The following is a 16,102-nucleotide window of genomic DNA, read 5'->3' as shown; positions in this document are numbered from 1 at the left end:
CTTACAACCATAGATGATTTAATTTAAATAATCATGGTTTATGAGTTCAATAGATTTACTCTTTTTATCTCTCAAGATAATCGGGCTTCCTTTTCTATCTGTTACACAATAAAAACTCATTCAATGAAGCTTTGGCATTAAAGCCATAAATCAGATTTAAATCAGATTTAAGAAATAGCTACGGTGGGCGCTATCTTGCGGTAAGAGTTCTAATAAGCGTTGTATTGCATCAATACGATCGTGAGTTTGACCAATAATTCGCAACAATTGATCGATATCTTTTATTTGATAAATCATTTGGCTTAAACGAGCATCAAAACAATGCCTCCAGGTACTCAGTAAAGGGCTTTCTGATTTAGATAAAAAGCTCCCTTTATATAGCGAAAATGTACTGGCAATAAGATTCGCATTTAAGGATTGTTCAGCACGTAAAAAATCACATTGAACCTCACAGGTCAGCCTATAAATACGAGCTTCAATGCAATGTGGTAATAAAGTCCGCAATTGTGAAAGTTCAGCCTTTAGGGTTTTTAGGCTGACACTACGTTCACCATAAAGGGCATAGTGTAACTCTTCTAAACCAATGCCATAGGGATACAAAGCTAAAATGCAAAGTATTTCAATTTGACGGTGACTCAAGTTTAAAGTGTGCCCATTAAATTGAACCCAAGGTGAACCTAGCGCTTTAATGTATAAAAAATTTTGCTGCTCAAGTTTTATGGCTCGCTGTATTAAATCTGCACAGCGTTCAACTGCGAGCAGTCCTAAAGGAGTATGTTTTTTGTATTTTGTGGAAAGGTTAATAATGCCGTGAAATTGTCCTGATGTCGGGTCCCAAATCGGTGCGGCATAACACACCCAATCACGAACACTGTCCATTTGGTTTTCATGAGAATAGACACAACTTGATATTTGGCTGTTCAACGTCATACCAATTGCATTGGTTCCAACTGCCTGTGTAGACCAATGTCCGCCCTCAATAAAATGTACCTGTTCAGCAGAAGAAAGCATGGCTGAACTACTCCATGTCCATAAGAGAGTTCCATGATGATCTGTAAGACCAATCGCCATATCTGAATCATCCGCTATTTTGAGTAAGTCAGCATAATTATGCTGAATAGAGCGGCGGAATAAAGACGTTTGATCCTCTTGAGGCAATGCTAAAACAGGGGCTGCATGCACAGTAGTTTGATTAATTAAATGCGTCGTTTGCAGCTGTTTTGCAGATGCGGTATTGAACAGGTTCATATCATATTCCTTTATGATGAGACTGTAATATTTTTAAACTTTAGAAATGAGTTTCCAAATTTATAGTCATTTACGTCATTTCTTCTTGCTTAGATTTTAAATGCTTTTATCTTTGCTTGGTTAAAGCATATCTTTTGGCTTTACCAACTTTTAAGTTACTTTAAAAGTGTTCTTATGAGCTGAAAATGACTATTTCCATCTGAAATGTTAATAAACGTAAATATGATGAAAAGTCATTCGCTCATGTAAGGGTTAGGGACGGCCTCACCATGATACTGACGGTCTGCAAAATAACTTGATCGCACCAATGGCGCACTCCAAATATTTTTAAACGCTAAGCGCTCTCCATGCGTTTGATAGTGCTTAAACTCTTGCAATGTAACAAAGCGATGAATTGGCGCATGAGATTTGGATGGCTGTAAATATTGACCGATTGTGACATAGTCCACTTGATAATCTTTCAAATCATTTAATAACACGATAACCTCAGCCTCGACTTCTCCCAAACCGACCATCAAACCGCATTTGGTTGGAATGTCAGGACAGTAGTGTTTAAATTTTTTGAGTAAATCCAATGAATGCTGATAGTTAGATCCCGGTCGCATGGCTTTATATAGACGTGGAACGGTTTCAATATTGTGGTTAAAGACATCCGGTGGGTTTTGGCTCAGAATCTTAAGGGCAATATCTGCACGACCACGAAAATCAGGAACCAAAATTTCGATCAAAGTCTCTGGACTGGTTTGACGAATTTCTCGAATGCAATCGGCAAAATGCTGTGCACCACCATCTTTTAAATCGTCTCGATCAACCGAAGTGATCACGACATACTTTAAATTTAGATTCTTGACTGTTTCAGCCAGATGCTTTGGCTCATTAATATCTAGGATATTAGGACGACCATGAGCAACATCGCAGAATGGACAGCGTCGAGTACAAATATCTCCCATAATCATGAATGTTGCTGTCCCACTGCCAAAACATTGCGGCAAGTTAGGGCAAGCCGCTTCTTCACAAACCGTATGTAGTTTTTGTTGCCGTAATAAATCCTTAATGATTTGAACGTCTTCAGGTTGACTAATTTTGGTCCGAATCCATTCTGGTTTTTTTGGTGTCGTTTCCGTTGGAACAACTTTAATCGGAATACGTGCCATTTTTTCAGCGCCACGTAACTTCTTTCCTGTTAATACTGTGTTATTTAAATCCATTTAAAACACTCCGTCGTTTAAAACAATTAATATAGATCCTGATATTAAATAAGCTCTTTTAGTTGCATTAATAATATTAAAACAGTGCAAAAAACTTATCATATAAAATAAAGGTTGGTTAAAGGTTTGTTTTCATATGTGATTGAACTATTGTAAAATTTTACAAAAATTTTTAAGTTCATAACCTTCTGTTTTTAATATTTATCTCATCTTTTTATGCATTATATTTTTTTAGTCTAATATGAAATTAAATAAAAATATCTTTATATAAATATACGGTTTAAAAATCCAACCCTTCATTTTTGGATTTTCTTTTAAGCGTAGTTAATAAGGAACAAAGATATGCAATTAACGGAAGAGCAATTGCTAGCAGCATACAAAAGAATGCGCGACATTCGTGAATTTGAGGATCGACTTCACGATGAAAACAATACTGGTGATATTCCCGGTTTCATCCATTTATATAGCGGTGAGGAAGCTGTTGCAGTAGGGATTTGTGAAAATTTAACAGATAAGGACTTCATTACATCAACGCATCGTGGTCACGGACATTGTATTGCTAAGGGCTGCGATATTCACGCCATGATGCTAGAAATTTTTGGCAAAGATGATGGTTTGTGTCGTGGTAAAGGCGGCTCAATGCACATTGCGGACTTAGATAAAGGCATGTTGGGCGCAAACGGTATTGTGGGTGGTGGCCCACCTTTAGCGATTGGGGCAGCTTTAAGTGCCAAAACGCTCAAGAATGGTGGGATTGGTCTGTCATTTACCGGTGATGGCGGGTCAAATCAAGGCTTAACTTTTGAAGCCATTAATATGGCTGTGGTGTTAAAGCTTCCTGTCATTTTTGTTTTTGAAAACAATGGCTTTGGTGAAGGTACTGCACATGACTATGCCGTAGGCAGTAAAGACATTGCAGGCCGAGCAGCAGGTTTTGGCTTACCTGCTGAAAAAGTAGACGGAACAGACTTTTTTGCAGTGTATGAAGTTGCACAAAAAGCCATTGAACGTGCCCGCCGTGGAGAAGGTCCGAGTGTGATTGAAACAGTAACCAACCGTTTTTATGGACATTTTGAAGGTGATCCGGGGCTTATCCGTTCTAAAGAAGAGCTGGATTATGTCAAAGAACATAAAGACCCATTGAAAATATTCCGTGAAAAAGTCAAAGGCAAAATTGACGAAGCCAAACTGGATGCGATAGATGCTCAATCTAAAGCCAATGTAGACGATGCCGTTGCAAAAGCACGCGCCGCTAAGTACCCAGAAGTCTCTCAGTTACTTACTGATGTTTACGTCTCTTACTAAAGGAATAGTAGAAAAATGCCAAATAAAAGTTATCGAAATGCGATTAAAGAAGCAATTGAATTAGAAATGCGCCGTGACCCAAGTGTCATTGTAGTCGGTGAAGATGTACGTGGTGGGCATGGTGGTAAAAATACCGATGAGAATAAACTGGAAGGTTTTGGCGGTGTACTTGGTGTAACCAAAGGCTTATGGACTGAATTTGGTTCTGAACGAGTCATTGATACTCCAATTACAGAGTCGGCGATTATTGGTATGGCAGCAGGTGCTGCTGCAACGGGTTTAAGACCTGTGGCCGATTTAATGTTCATGGATTTTTATGGTGTGTGTTATGACATGCTGTATAACCAAGCGGCTAAATTCCGCTATATGTTTGGTGGCAAAGCCAAAGCTCCACTGGTCGTACGAGGCATGATTGGTGCAGGTTTTTCCGCCGCAGCACAGCACTCCCAGTCTCCATATAACGTGTTTGCCTCAGTGCCTGGTTTAAAAGTCGTGGTGCCTTCGAGCGCCTATGATGTGAAAGGGTTATTGATTCAAGCCATTCGAGATGATGACCCAGTGGTCTTTTGTGAACACAAATTGTTGTATGACATTAAGGGCGAAGTACCAGATGAGGCTTACACCATTCCTTTTGGTGTCGCAAATTATACTCGTGAAGGCACTGATATTACCATTATTGCCTTAAGCCTGATGGTGCATCGTGCCAATGAAGTGGCTGACAAGCTCGCAAAAGAAGGCATTTCGGTTGAAGTGGTTGACCCTAGAACCATTTCTCCATTAGACGAAGATGGCATTTTAGAGTCAGTGGCTTCAACAGGTCGTGTGGTGATTGTAGATGAATCTGCGGCGCGTTGTGGTTTTGGACATGATGTGGCTGCGCTTATCGCCCAGAAAGGCTTTCATTATCTTAAAGCCCCAATCGAGTTAGTCACTCCACCGCACTCACCCGTACCATTTTCACCAGTATTAGAAAAAGAATGGCTACCAAGTGTAGAACGCATCGAACAGGCTGTACGTAAGACGTTGGAGGCTTAGGATGAGCGAAATTAAAACCTTAGAAATCCCAAAATGGGGTTTGTCCATGGAAGAGGGCACGATTGCCCAATGGCTGATTCAGGAAGGTACGCAATTTAGTAAAGGGCAGGAAATTTGTGAAATTGAAACCACAAAAATCGTCAATGTTCTAGAAGCGCCTTTCGATGGCTTGCTACGAAAAATTATTGCTAAAGATGGCGACACCCTGGTCGTAGGTGGAGTCATTGCAATTTGTGCAGACGCTCAAGTTTCCGATGCAGAAGTTGCAGCATTTGCACAGTCCTTAGGTGGAACACCTGCTGTAACTGAAAATAAAGTGGTAGCAGCGGTTCCTGAAAAAGTAGCTTTAGCTCAAGTTGAAACCAAAGTACAAGCTGCTCCTAAACAGAACAGTGTTGGTCATAGATCAAAAGCTGTGCCTCAGGGTGGATATTCAATTCCTGCTGCATTACAAGGCTTCCAACAAAGCGATGATATTTTTGCAACGCCACATGCCTTGAAATTGGCTGAAAAGCATAATGTAAACTTGTCTCAGATTACTGGTTCTGGACGTGAAGGCCGTATTAGTGTTCAAGATATTCAGGCCGTAGTTCAAGCTGCTGGCGGTTCTTGGCCAGATGTACGTCATCAAGCCAGTACAAAAGCCGCGAAATCTAAAGCAGATGATAGTTATGTTCTAGCAACACCTGTTGCCCGCCGTTTGGCAAAACAATGGGGCATTAATTTGCATGATTGTCGTGCATCGGGTTCACGTGGACGAGTCTGTAAGGAAGATGTTGAAGCAGTATATCAACGTGAAAACCCTGTACAAGCTCAACATGCTGAGCATGCGCATCCAACAGAGTCAGTAAAATTCACCACCGTGGCTATGAATGGTATGCGTAAAGCAATCGCTTCACGGCTACAAGCAGCAAAACGCAATGCACCACATTTTCGCTTAACGATAGACTTAAATGTTGAGTCGGTTCAGGCTTTGCGTCAGCAAATTAACAGTACCGTACCGCAAGTCAAGCTGTCCATTAACGATATGCTGATTAAAGCTGCAGCTGCTGCACTGATCAAAGTTCCACAGGTCAATGTTCAGTTTGATGAAGAAAATCAGCAAATTTTACAGTTTGAACAGGCTGATATTTCTGTTGCCGTGGCCATCGAAAACGGACTGATCACGCCAATTATTAAAGCAGCGAACCGTAAATCTTTGGCGCAAATTTCCAATGATATGCGTGATCTGGCGACACGTGCCAAAACTGGAAAATTAGCACCTGATGAGTTTCAAGGCGGCAGTTTCAGTATTTCCAATTTGGGAATGCTTGGTATTCAACAGTTTGATGCCATTATTAACCCGCCTCAAGGTGCAATTCTGGCCTTAGGTGCAGCAGAGAAACGTGCTGTCGTCGAAAATGATGAGATTGTTGTTCGTCAAATGGTCACAGCAACATTGTCTTGTGATCATCGTGTCATTGATGGTGCGTTGGGTGCCCAATTCCTATCGGCGTTTAAGCAGTTTGTCGAAAATCCTGCATTAATTTTGGTGTAGGAGGAACAGCCATGTCAGATACACAATTTGATCTTGTGGTTATTGGTGCTGGTCCTGGAGGATATGTCGCTGCGATTCGCGCAGCGCAACTGGGATTAAAAACTGCAATCGTTGAAAAACAACACTTAGGCGGAGTGTGTCTTAATTGGGGATGTATTCCAACCAAGGCATTATTGAGCGGGGCTGCGCTTGCGCAGCAGTTCAAACACGCAGAGCAGTTTGGCTTTACGCTTAACACGGTTGATTTTGACATTCAAAAACTGGTCCATCATAGCAGACAGGTTTCTGAACAACTGATACAAGGTATCGGTCAATTATTGAAAAAAAATCAAATCACTGTTTTTAATGCAGTAGCCCAATTTATTGCCAAAGAGCAATTAGAGCTTACAGATGCGAATGGTCAAAAACAGCAGATTTCTGCACCGCATATTATTGTCGCAACAGGTGCACGTGCGGCTAATTTGCCTCATATTCCTGTAGATGGTGATCAGGTCTGGAGTTATAAAGAGGCTTTAGTTCCAGAACAATTACCAAAGTCTTTACTGGTCATTGGTTCGGGTGCTATAGGCAGTGAGTTTGCAAGCCTATACCAAGACTTAGGTTGCCAAGTCACCTTGGTTGATATAGCCAAGCAGATTCTCCCTAGCGAAGACATTGAAGTTGCCAAGTATGTACAAAAGCAATTTGAACAGCAGGGTATGCAGGTTTTAACCGAAGCAACGGTAAAAAAAATAGAAACTGATCAGGCTCAAGTGCATTGTCATATTGAAACTGCCACAGGTGTGCAAATCATTACTGTTGAAAAGGTACTTTCGGCTATTGGCGTGAAACCGAATGCTGAAAATCTGGGTCTAGAAGCTTTGGGGATTGAATTTGAAAATGGTTTTATTAAAGTCAATTCATGGTGTAAAACCAATGTTGTCGGCGTTTATGCAATTGGCGATGTCGCAGGCGCACCGTGTTTGGCACACAAAGCCAGTCATGAAGCCATTCTTTGTGTGGAGAAAATTGCAGGACTGAGTCATGTACATGCTTTAGATCGTACACAAATTCCAGGCTGTATCTTTACCCATCCTCAAGTGGCCAGTATTGGTTTGACAGAACAGAAAGCAAAAGCTGCGGGCTTGAATATTAATGTGGGTAAGTTCCCTTTACAAGCCAATGGTAAAGCATTGGCTTTGGGCGATAGCGCAGGATTTGTTAAAACCATTTTTAGTCAGGAAACGGGTGAATTGTTGGGTGCTCACATGGTCGGACATGAAGTCACCGAACACATTCAAGGTTTTGCCATCGCAAAATACCTAGAAGCAACGGATGAAAGCTTAGCACAGGTCATTTTCCCTCATCCTACTTTATCTGAGGCGATGCATGAGTCGGTCTTGTCGGCAATGCAACGTGCAATCCATATTTAAGGAGTCGCAACATGCCTAGAGGTTTAAACAATAAAGTTGCATTAATTACGGGTGCGGCACAAGGAATTGGACGCGGTATTGCTTTACGTTTGGCGCAAGAAGGTGTTCATATTGCTTTGGTCGATCTTCATCAAGAAAAGTTAAATGCTGTTCAACAAGAGATCGAAGCCTTTGGCGTAAAAGCCACCACATTTATTGCGGATATTTCAGATCCAATACAAGTAAGTCATGCAATTGATCATGCCGAATCGACACTTAATGGTTTTGATATCATGATCAATAATGCAGGTATTGCCCAAGTCAAAGCATTGGCAGAAGTAACACCGAGTGAATTTAACCAAATTATGAACATCAATGTTGGTGGTGTACTTTGGGGGATTCAAGCCGCAGCAAATAAATTTAAACAACGTCAACAGGCTGGAAAAATTATTAATGCGTGCTCAATCGCAGGCCATGAAGGTTTTGCTTTACTCGGTGTTTATTCGGCAACTAAATTTGCAGTTCGTGCATTGACGCAAGCTGCGGCTAAAGAATATGCCAGTGCTAAAATTACTGTAAATAGCTATTGTCCGGGTGTTGTAGGTACAGACATGTGGGTCGAAATAGATCAGCGGTTCTCTGAAATTACAGGCGCACCAATTGGTCAAACGTATAAAAAATATGTAGATGGTATTGCTTTAGGACGTGCTGAAACACCAGATGACGTGGCTGCATTAGTTGCATTTTTAGCCAGCGAGGATGCAAACTACATTACAGGTCAGTCTATTTTGACAGATGGTGGAATGGTTTACCGTTAATATCAACATAAGGAATAAATAATGAAAGCAGCTCGTTTTTATGATCGAGGGGATATTCGGATTGAAGATATTCCTGAACCGAAAGTACTTCCAGGCACAGTTGGAATTCAAGTTGCATGGTGCGGTATTTGCGGTACAGATTTACATGAATTCATGGAAGGCCCTATTTTTATTCCACCTTGTGGTCATCCACATCCAATTTCGGGAGAATCTGCACCTGTAACAATGGGACATGAATTTTCAGGCGTGGTTTATGCAGTTGGTGAAGGTGTTGATGATATCCAAATTGGGCAACATGTCGTAGTTGAACCCTACATTATTGCTGACGATGTGCCGACTGGCCCCAATGATAAGTATCATTTATCAAAAAATATGAACTTTATTGGTTTAGGCGGACGCGGTGGTGGTCTTTCTGAAAAAATTGCGGTTCAACGACGTTGGGTACATCCTATTTCAAATGATATTCCCTTAGATCAAGCAGCGTTGATAGAACCTTTGTCCGTTGGTCATCATGCCTATGTGCGAAGTGGTGCAAAAGCTGGCGATATCGCACTGGTTGGTGGAGCAGGCCCTATAGGCTTACTTTTATCAGCCATTTTAAAGGCCAAAGGTCTCACGGTGATCATTACTGAATTGAGTGCAAAACGTAAAGAAAAAGCGATAGAAGCGGGTGTTGCAGATTATGTACTAGACCCATCACAAGTTGATGTGGTCGCTGAAGTGATGAAAATTACAGAAGACCGTGGTGTAGATGTCGCTTTTGAATGTAGTAGTGTCAATAAAGTCATGGATACACTGGTGGCAGCGATGAAACCAACAGGGGTGGTCGTCATTGTTTCTATTTGGAGCCATCCTGCCACAATTAATGTGCATAGTGTGGTTATGAAAGAGCTAGATATTCGTGGCACGATTGCTTATGTCAATGATCATCAGGAAACAATCCGCTTAGTTGAGCAAGGTAAGATTAATCTAGAACCTTTTATTACCCAACGTATTGCATTAGATGATCTTGTTTCTAAAGGCTTTGAAACGCTGATTCATAATAATGAATCGGCTGTAAAAATTATTGTTCATCCGTAGTAAAGCCTAATTTTAACGACAAATTTGAATAAGCTAGAAATAAACTCTATGTAGCTATTTCTAATATCTTTAGCGACAGGGAATGAATCTGTACGTACAGATTCATTCTCAAATTTACAGTGTTGAGTGTCAGTATGATTTTGATCATACAGCCTAGTAAAGATAGAAAATAAGTTTTTAAATAAACCATAGGGATATAGACTAAATTTTTCTAGGAGAGGGGTGGCAGTCCACCACTAATTAAAAGGTGTCTACAAAATCAGTGGCTATTCAATAATTTTAGTTTACTATTTGGTATAAAATATTATGCTGAGGTTGGGGTTTTGAAAGCTACGATTTCTGTTTGGCTTTTTGGCGTAAGATATACAAATATAAGCTTTCTACTTTTTCACGTGCCCATGGTGTGGTACGCAAGAATCGCAATGATGACTTAACACTTGGATCTATGCAAAAACATCTAATTTCAATTTTACGACTTAAGCCTTCAAAGCCACCGTAGTAATCCAATAATTCATCCAAAATGTCAGCAAGTTTTTTGCCGTGTAGAGGGTCATTGGAGGCGTTCATAATAGATCAACCATATTTTGGGAGGCCATCATTATAACCTGAGCTAGTTGAAAAATGAGAAGTATCTCGAACAGATCTGTGAGCTAGATACAGACAATCACGAAGAAATAGATCAACTGAAATTACTGTTTATCAAATTAGATCATCATATCCAGCGCATGAGATAGCGAAGGATTTCGGCATAACGAATATTATGTTCATTCACGTACTCGAGGTCTTAAATATAATTTCCAAGATTTAAGACCTCGAGCTGTAGCAACAACTGCGTTGTGAAGGCTACAGTCTTGGATACGTTATTTAACATAATATACATTATACGAAATATCGTATATTAAGGCTTTGATTCCGTTGGGTTTTTCTTCGGCAACGGCTTAACGCTAAAAATCTGCATCTGTGCACCAAACTTGGTTTGTTGCTCTACAAACTGAATTTCTACTTCTTGTGCGTTGTCTGCGCATTCTGCTAATACAGCTTGAATTTGTTCGACTGGCATAACACCTGCTGCTGGCGTTAAGTTGTAGCGTTGCGGTGAAAACACTGTTGTAGACAGATAGACTTTTTCGACCCCGTCTTTCTCGCTACGATAAACAGACGGTAAAATGGTACGAGTATTAAATTGAACTTGCATTGTTTAAAACCTCATTGGTAACTTAGGCTATTTTATTAAGCCACTAGATATAAGCCCGTTTTTGGACTGTATTGTGAAACTGGTAATTGATAGTCAGTTGGCAATTGATCGCCTAACTTGAGTTCTAAAAGACGTACAAATGGAATGACTTTCCCGTTTGGATTTGCGTGTAGGTTTTGCAGGTGTGATTTGCTTATTCCGCAATCAGTTAAATATGCAATAAACTTATAAAATCTAGATTCAGCGTGACGAGCTTTAACTTTTTTCCAACCATCAACACGTAAAGAACGATAAAAATCTAAGGTGTTATAAGCCTTTACATAACTAGGATTACCCTTTTTGGTATAAGTAACCAAATTGGTCATAAGAACTTGAAGTAGCTCATCATCATTAGCGAAATTCATATATTTACCCTTCATTGTGTCTAAGATCGGGTCAAAAGCTACGTGCCAGAGTCGTAGCAATAATTCTGGCTGTTGTTTCTGCAACTCAATAAGTTGCCATACGTTTGATGGATAACCATTCTTGGTCAAATAATCTTTAGAAATACGTGCTTCAAGACGTAAAACAGCATTTGCAAACGGCAAAACATCATGCATAGCCATCACAAGTGTTTTAGACCTCATACAGCCCTTGTCTGCTTGTTTTTGAATTTTATTGAGTTGGCTTTTTACTTCCTCAAATTTGCCATAAGCCTTTGGGCGAACGCTGGCTAAATCATTACCCCAAGAAATATAGTTGTGATATTTAACTTCTCTAGCTTTACGATGACCAGATGCAAGATTAGACATATAGTCCAAAACAGGTTGAACCATATTCTGATGTGGTAAACGAATAATTTGAGTTGTATCAAGACAAGATAGTTGTGTATTTGGCAAATCAAGAATTGGAGCAAGTTTAGGAAATGCTTCAAGCAACATACCAACCATGTGATACGTACCTAACTCAAGACAGTCAAAGCCATAAACATTATGGCCTTGCAACAATTTAAGCGGTGAACCTTTAATCTCAACGTATGGCGGTGTATTTGTTGTACTTGTATAGAACTTCATTGCCATATCAGTAAAATCTGAATGAATCTGTTCATATGGGTGATACAACTCCCCTGTTATTGTTTTACCGTCATCATCTTTAGAAACATGTCGAGTCGCAGCAGGCACACCATAATCACGAATATCGCCATTGAACCAATAGCGATTATCGAGATTACATACATGTGTTGGGATGATTGGAATCATGAGTCGTTCAAAATCAAGCATATTAATCACCTGAATGAAAAACGAAGAAATGACGAACCATACTGTTTTTAGTAATGGTTTTATTGCAAATAGAACAAGTAATAAAACGATTTGATTTTTTAGACTTCTTCTTCAAATCATCAAGAACAGAAAAGTCCAATAGCTCAAATGAACTATCAGAATTTTTTAAAAGTTCGTCTTGTTTATGCATTGTTATATACCAAGTGATAGACACAGTGACACACTGAATCAACAATGACAAAAAGACACCATGACACAATGTGTCATTGCAACAAGATATATAATTATGAATCAGTGAATCAATGACACAGGAACTACTCATGGCATCAGTACAGAAAAGGATTCAAGTAGAGCTAATGGATAAAGTTGAAAATATGAAATGGGAAATAAAATATAAATTGCGTCTAGAAATACAAGATACGGATGTGATCAATGCCCTTATTTATCACCATCTAAAAGATTTAAGCGCTGATGAAGTCTTAGAGTACAGACGTAAATTTTTAGGAAAAGATGAATAAAAATGGCTAGAGAGATGTACGACGAGTTGTATGAAGAAATATCAAAAGTATTTGATAAAATAACGCCATCAGGGAAAGTATCAAAAGTTAGAAGTAGAAATATATACTTCTTTCTATTGCGTACTATTGGAGATGGCATAGAAAAATCAAAAAAACTAGAAAGAATCAACAATTTCAAAAAATATATACGAGATCTAGAAAAATGCGGAATAACAGAAGAATTCATAAAAGAGGAACATAAAAAACAACCTCCTAGAATTGAAAATACACAAGTTACATATGTAGAACTTGTATTTGATCTAAATGACCAAGTACCTGAAGGATACGAACCACCCAAAAGCAAGTACAACATGAAAGAAATACTGGGTAATGCGAACGGAAAAGAACAAAATATAATCAAATTTCAGAATAAATGATAAAGTTTATCATTTCCTCTGAAAGCTCCGTTATATATAGCTCATAGAGCAAATTGAAAAAAACTTCGAGGAGTCAGGCACACTATTAGACAGTAGTGTGCCCTTCTCAAATTCTCAGATTATTCAGCGGATCGGTTAGTCGGGCGTCGGAGCTCCTACTCCCGCCCTCACCGCTGAATCCTTCGATATTCGTATAATGCAGATTGATGTTAAAAAACCCCATGAGTGGAAATTATCTCATGGGGTTTAGTAACATAATCAGGACACATTATACGAAATGTTCTATAGATAAGCCTTTGATAACTATAAAGTTATGCCGTCTTAGCTACTTGCTGTTCTACAGCTTTCTTTTCTTCAAGCATTAACGGCTTACCGTCGCCAGTCGTTTTATAGTAGATATTGCGCTCCATCGAAGTCATTTCGATTGGCAGATAAATCTTACGACCTTTGTAAGACAGATAAAAATCTTTCATGTGATGATGATCTTCAATGACTTTTACGCCTTGAGAACATGGAACGATCTGTTCTAGACCTTTGTCATAGCGTTGTGATGCAAATACAAGTCGCATGGTCAACTGAGCGTCCTTGTTTACACCAGTTTCAACATTGATAAGTTTGGCTTTAAAGATAAATTGAGACATAGTTAATTCCTCTTAGGCTATTTTGAGGTTGAATGAAGATTTAGGTTCGATGAAGTTTTCAGGCACTTGTTGATCGAAGTTGATTTCTACATATTTGATAAATGGAATAATATTGTTGGATGTTTGAGAATGAAGGTTTTGAAGTTCACCTTTTGAGAAACCGCAGCTTCTTAAGGATGCAATACGCTTTTTAAATTGAGCAGAACTGTACTCATTACGAACAGTGTCATAACCATAGTCACGCAATTCTTTATAGAACGTATGCAAATTACGAGCTTGTGTAGCTGAAGCTGAACCAGCCTTAACGACCTTTTTAAACTCTCGAAATACAAAGTTATAAGCCGATAAATGATCCATATTTTCAAGCGGATTAACATGCAAACGGACTAAATAATTCTTAGCAAATCCACACTTAAGCAAATTTGAGAAATTACGAAAGAACTTCTCATCACCCATTTGAGTTTGTAGCGTTGTACAACCTACATTCTCTAAATCTCTGTAAAATTTAAAAACAGTATCAGCAACAGAAGCAGAAATTGAATCTTTAGAATTCGCCAGTTGCAACTCAGAAAGTATCTTGTTGTAAATAGAATCATCATCGGTAAGTTTCACATTTTGCCCCTTGAGAGCTTCAAATAGTTCTCTATTTGCACTAGTCCATAAATTGCGTAGAAAGTTTGGGTTTTGACGTTGGTAGCGAATTAACTGAAATAAATTAGTTGGTATATTGCGTTCTTTAAGTACGTAGGCTTTGACACCAGTTTCAAAGCGTAAAAGCCCTTGAGTAAATGTAATCAAGTCAGGATCAGACATTACTTTTACAACAGCTTGAGCAGCTTTATCATTCGACTTTGCTAGCTTAGTTTGTTCTATAAGTTGAGCCTGAAACTCACATGATTTACCGTAAACTTTACGAGCGAAACGCTTGCAACGTTCAGAGCCGAAATAGACAGTATTTTTATAGATGGCAGCTTTACTTGATTTGCGAATGTGTTGTGTGGAGATATTCCGCAAGAAATCTAATGCGCGTTCAACTTCCCGATCATCACGTAAACGTGCGTGATAAGTAACGTCAATCTGCATGACCTCAGTTTCACCAATTTCAAGCATGCCGTATAAAGTCGGTTGAGCCTGTGCGAAATGACCAAGCATTTCCATAGCCCCTTCCTCTATCCAGTCCGTTCCATAAACGTTATGCCCCTGCAATATCTTTGCAGGTGAAGCTTTCAATTCAACATGTGGCCATAACTTACCTTCATGATGAAATTTCCAAGCCATCTTGGTGAATGACGTTGGTAATCGATCATAAGGATGGTTCAGGACTTGGTTGACCACGTTCCCCTCTTCATCCTTAAAAACGCATCGAGCTTCTACACGCGGTAAGTCAAGATCGAGTAAGTTAAAACCAAAGATGCAATGACGGCCTTCACTGTCTACATCAACATGTGAAGCCTTAATTGGCATCCGTAGCTTTAGCATATCGTTCATAAAACGCCCCATGTGTGCATGCATGCATTTATGCATAAGGCGGAATTTACCACAATGATGCAAGCATGCACAATACATGCATGCAAAAATACATGTATCATTTTCTACATGTGCAACATTGGAATTTATTGAAATGGTTCAGAGCGTAAGATTGAACGACAAGGAACAAGAACTACTAAGAAAAAAGGCTGTCGAATTAAACAAAGCTCTAATTAGTAAAGGTCAACAACCAGTAAGAGACAGTGAATTAGTTCACATTCTAATTGAAGAAGGTTTAGACCATATTGAAGTTACAAACAGCGGGAAACTGACAATACCCAAATAAATTGAGGTGAAAAAGCTCATTTTCGAGCCTTAAGTCCACTCTAGAGACGTGGACTCCCCTATGATTCTGCTCAATCGGTCGGTCGAACGTTCCTCCTCCCTCCCTCAATCACAGAATCCTCGATGTCGTATAATGCAGATTGATGTTAAAAAGCCCCGTGAGGAAAGCATATTTTCTCACTGGGGCTTAGTAACATAATCAGGACACATTATACGAAATCTCAGCCTAATAATTATTGTGATCACGATCCAGATAAATAAACAAAAAAAGAGCAAAAGGCATAGAAAAGCAAGCAAGTAAAAACCAATGCTCGAATGTAATATTTTGCCAATCAAACAAAAATCCCATAACTCATACATAAGGATGGTTCAGGACTTGGTTGACCACGTTCCCCTCTTCATCCTTAAAAACGCATCGAGCTTCTACACGCGGTAAGTCAAGATCGAGTAAGTTAAAACCAAAGATGCAATGACGGCCTTCACTGTCTACATCAACATGTGAAGCCTTAATTGGCATCCGTAGCTTTAGCATATCGTTCATAAAACGCCCCATGTGTGCATGCATGCATTTATGCATAAGGCGGAATTTACCACAATGATGCAAGCATGCACAATACATGCATGCAAAAATACATGTAT

18 protein-coding genes are annotated in these 16,102 nt (G+C 39.4%); 9 read left to right on the top strand and 9 right to left on the bottom strand.

Annotation, left to right across the window (positions count from 1 at the left end):
• Positions 1-156 precede the first annotated feature (156 nt).
• Positions 157-1,248, bottom strand: a complete 1,092-nt coding sequence (locus tag E0H94_RS10585; protein ID WP_131326499.1) for a transcriptional regulator — start codon at positions 1,246-1,248, stop codon at positions 157-159.
• Between the two features lie 233 nt (positions 1,249-1,481).
• Positions 1,482-2,456: a lipoyl synthase gene (lipA, locus tag E0H94_RS10580; RefSeq protein WP_131326498.1), complete on the bottom strand. Its 975-nt coding sequence runs from the start codon at positions 2,454-2,456 to the stop codon at positions 1,482-1,484.
• 342 nt (positions 2,457-2,798) lie between these two features.
• Here lipA and E0H94_RS10575 point away from each other — a divergent pair, with 342 nt between their 5' ends.
• Genes E0H94_RS10575 through E0H94_RS10550 form a run of 6 tightly spaced genes read left to right on the top strand, consistent with a single transcriptional unit; the run spans position 2,799 to position 9,622 of the window.
• Positions 2,799-3,761, top strand: coding sequence for a thiamine pyrophosphate-dependent dehydrogenase E1 component subunit alpha (locus tag E0H94_RS10575; protein ID WP_044740668.1), 963 nt, complete (start codon positions 2,799-2,801; stop codon positions 3,759-3,761).
• A 15-nt stretch (positions 3,762-3,776) separates the two neighbouring features.
• The gene (locus tag E0H94_RS10570) at positions 3,777-4,796 is read left to right on the top strand and encodes an alpha-ketoacid dehydrogenase subunit beta (protein ID WP_131326497.1); all 1,020 of its coding nucleotides are present in this window, start codon (positions 3,777-3,779) and stop codon (positions 4,794-4,796) included.
• Between the two features lies 1 nt (position 4,797).
• On the top strand, positions 4,798-6,333 hold the full coding sequence (locus E0H94_RS10565; RefSeq protein WP_131326496.1) for a 2-oxo acid dehydrogenase subunit E2: 1,536 nt from the start codon (positions 4,798-4,800) through the stop codon (positions 6,331-6,333).
• A gap of 11 nt (positions 6,334-6,344) precedes the next feature.
• Positions 6,345-7,745, top strand: a complete 1,401-nt coding sequence (gene lpdA / locus E0H94_RS10560) for a dihydrolipoyl dehydrogenase (protein WP_131326495.1) — start codon at positions 6,345-6,347, stop codon at positions 7,743-7,745.
• Positions 7,746-7,756: 11 nt separating this feature from the next.
• Positions 7,757-8,542 (top strand): acetoin reductase, encoded by a 786-nt coding sequence (locus E0H94_RS10555; protein ID WP_131326494.1) that lies wholly within the window; start codon positions 7,757-7,759, stop codon positions 8,540-8,542.
• Positions 8,543-8,563: 21 nt separating this feature from the next.
• Positions 8,564-9,622 carry a 2,3-butanediol dehydrogenase gene (locus tag E0H94_RS10550; protein ID WP_078389304.1) on the top strand — a complete coding sequence of 353 codons (1,059 nt, stop codon included), beginning with the start codon at positions 8,564-8,566 and terminating at the stop codon, positions 9,620-9,622.
• Between the two features lie 330 nt (positions 9,623-9,952).
• On the opposite strand, the gene E0H94_RS10545 is transcribed toward E0H94_RS10550, so the two are convergent.
• The 4 genes from E0H94_RS10545 to E0H94_RS10530 all read right to left on the bottom strand — a co-directional run bounded on the left by E0H94_RS10545 (position 9,953) and on the right by E0H94_RS10530 (position 12,266).
• The gene (locus E0H94_RS10545; RefSeq protein ID WP_131326493.1) at positions 9,953-10,189 is read right to left on the bottom strand and encodes a VF530 family DNA-binding protein; all 237 of its coding nucleotides are present in this window, start codon (positions 10,187-10,189) and stop codon (positions 9,953-9,955) included.
• A gap of 331 nt (positions 10,190-10,520) precedes the next feature.
• Positions 10,521-10,817, bottom strand: a complete 297-nt coding sequence (locus tag E0H94_RS10540; RefSeq protein WP_131326492.1) for a hypothetical protein — start codon at positions 10,815-10,817, stop codon at positions 10,521-10,523.
• A gap of 35 nt (positions 10,818-10,852) precedes the next feature.
• A complete protein-coding gene (locus tag E0H94_RS10535; RefSeq protein WP_131326491.1) occupies positions 10,853-12,076 on the bottom strand; it encodes a phage/plasmid replication protein, II/X family in 1,224 nt (407 codons plus the stop codon).
• Between the two features lies 1 nt (position 12,077).
• Positions 12,078-12,266, bottom strand: a complete 189-nt coding sequence (locus tag E0H94_RS10530; protein ID WP_131326490.1) for a hypothetical protein — start codon at positions 12,264-12,266, stop codon at positions 12,078-12,080.
• A gap of 130 nt (positions 12,267-12,396) precedes the next feature.
• Between E0H94_RS10530 and E0H94_RS10525 the strand changes: the two genes are divergently transcribed.
• Positions 12,397-12,594, top strand: coding sequence for a hypothetical protein (locus tag E0H94_RS10525; RefSeq protein WP_131326489.1), 198 nt, complete (start codon positions 12,397-12,399; stop codon positions 12,592-12,594).
• Between the two features lie 2 nt (positions 12,595-12,596).
• A complete protein-coding gene (locus E0H94_RS10520) occupies positions 12,597-13,010 on the top strand; it encodes a hypothetical protein (protein WP_131326488.1) in 414 nt (137 codons plus the stop codon).
• A 311-nt stretch (positions 13,011-13,321) separates the two neighbouring features.
• On the opposite strand, the gene E0H94_RS10515 is transcribed toward E0H94_RS10520, so the two are convergent.
• Both E0H94_RS10515 and E0H94_RS10510 read right to left on the bottom strand, forming a co-directional pair.
• On the bottom strand, positions 13,322-13,651 hold the full coding sequence (locus E0H94_RS10515; RefSeq protein ID WP_131326487.1) for a hypothetical protein: 330 nt from the start codon (positions 13,649-13,651) through the stop codon (positions 13,322-13,324).
• Between the two features lie 12 nt (positions 13,652-13,663).
• A complete protein-coding gene (locus tag E0H94_RS10510; protein WP_116760561.1) occupies positions 13,664-15,139 on the bottom strand; it encodes a phage/plasmid replication protein, II/X family in 1,476 nt (491 codons plus the stop codon).
• Between the two features lie 76 nt (positions 15,140-15,215).
• Between E0H94_RS10510 and E0H94_RS10505 the strand changes: the two genes are divergently transcribed.
• The gene (locus E0H94_RS10505; RefSeq protein ID WP_413773011.1) at positions 15,216-15,464 is read left to right on the top strand and encodes a hypothetical protein; all 249 of its coding nucleotides are present in this window, start codon (positions 15,216-15,218) and stop codon (positions 15,462-15,464) included.
• Between the two features lie 351 nt (positions 15,465-15,815).
• Here the strand turns inward: E0H94_RS10505 and E0H94_RS10500 are convergent, their stop codons facing one another.
• Positions 15,816-16,004 carry a hypothetical protein gene (locus E0H94_RS10500; RefSeq protein ID WP_131326486.1) on the bottom strand — a complete coding sequence of 63 codons (189 nt, stop codon included), beginning with the start codon at positions 16,002-16,004 and terminating at the stop codon, positions 15,816-15,818.
• Between the last annotated feature and the right edge of the window lie 98 nt (positions 16,005-16,102).

Origin of the sequence: Acinetobacter sp. ANC 4173 (genome assembly GCF_004331255.1) — a bacterium.
Classification (GTDB): Bacteria; Pseudomonadota; Gammaproteobacteria; order Pseudomonadales; family Moraxellaceae; genus Acinetobacter.
This window is presented reverse-complemented; position numbering and strand designations above follow the sequence as displayed.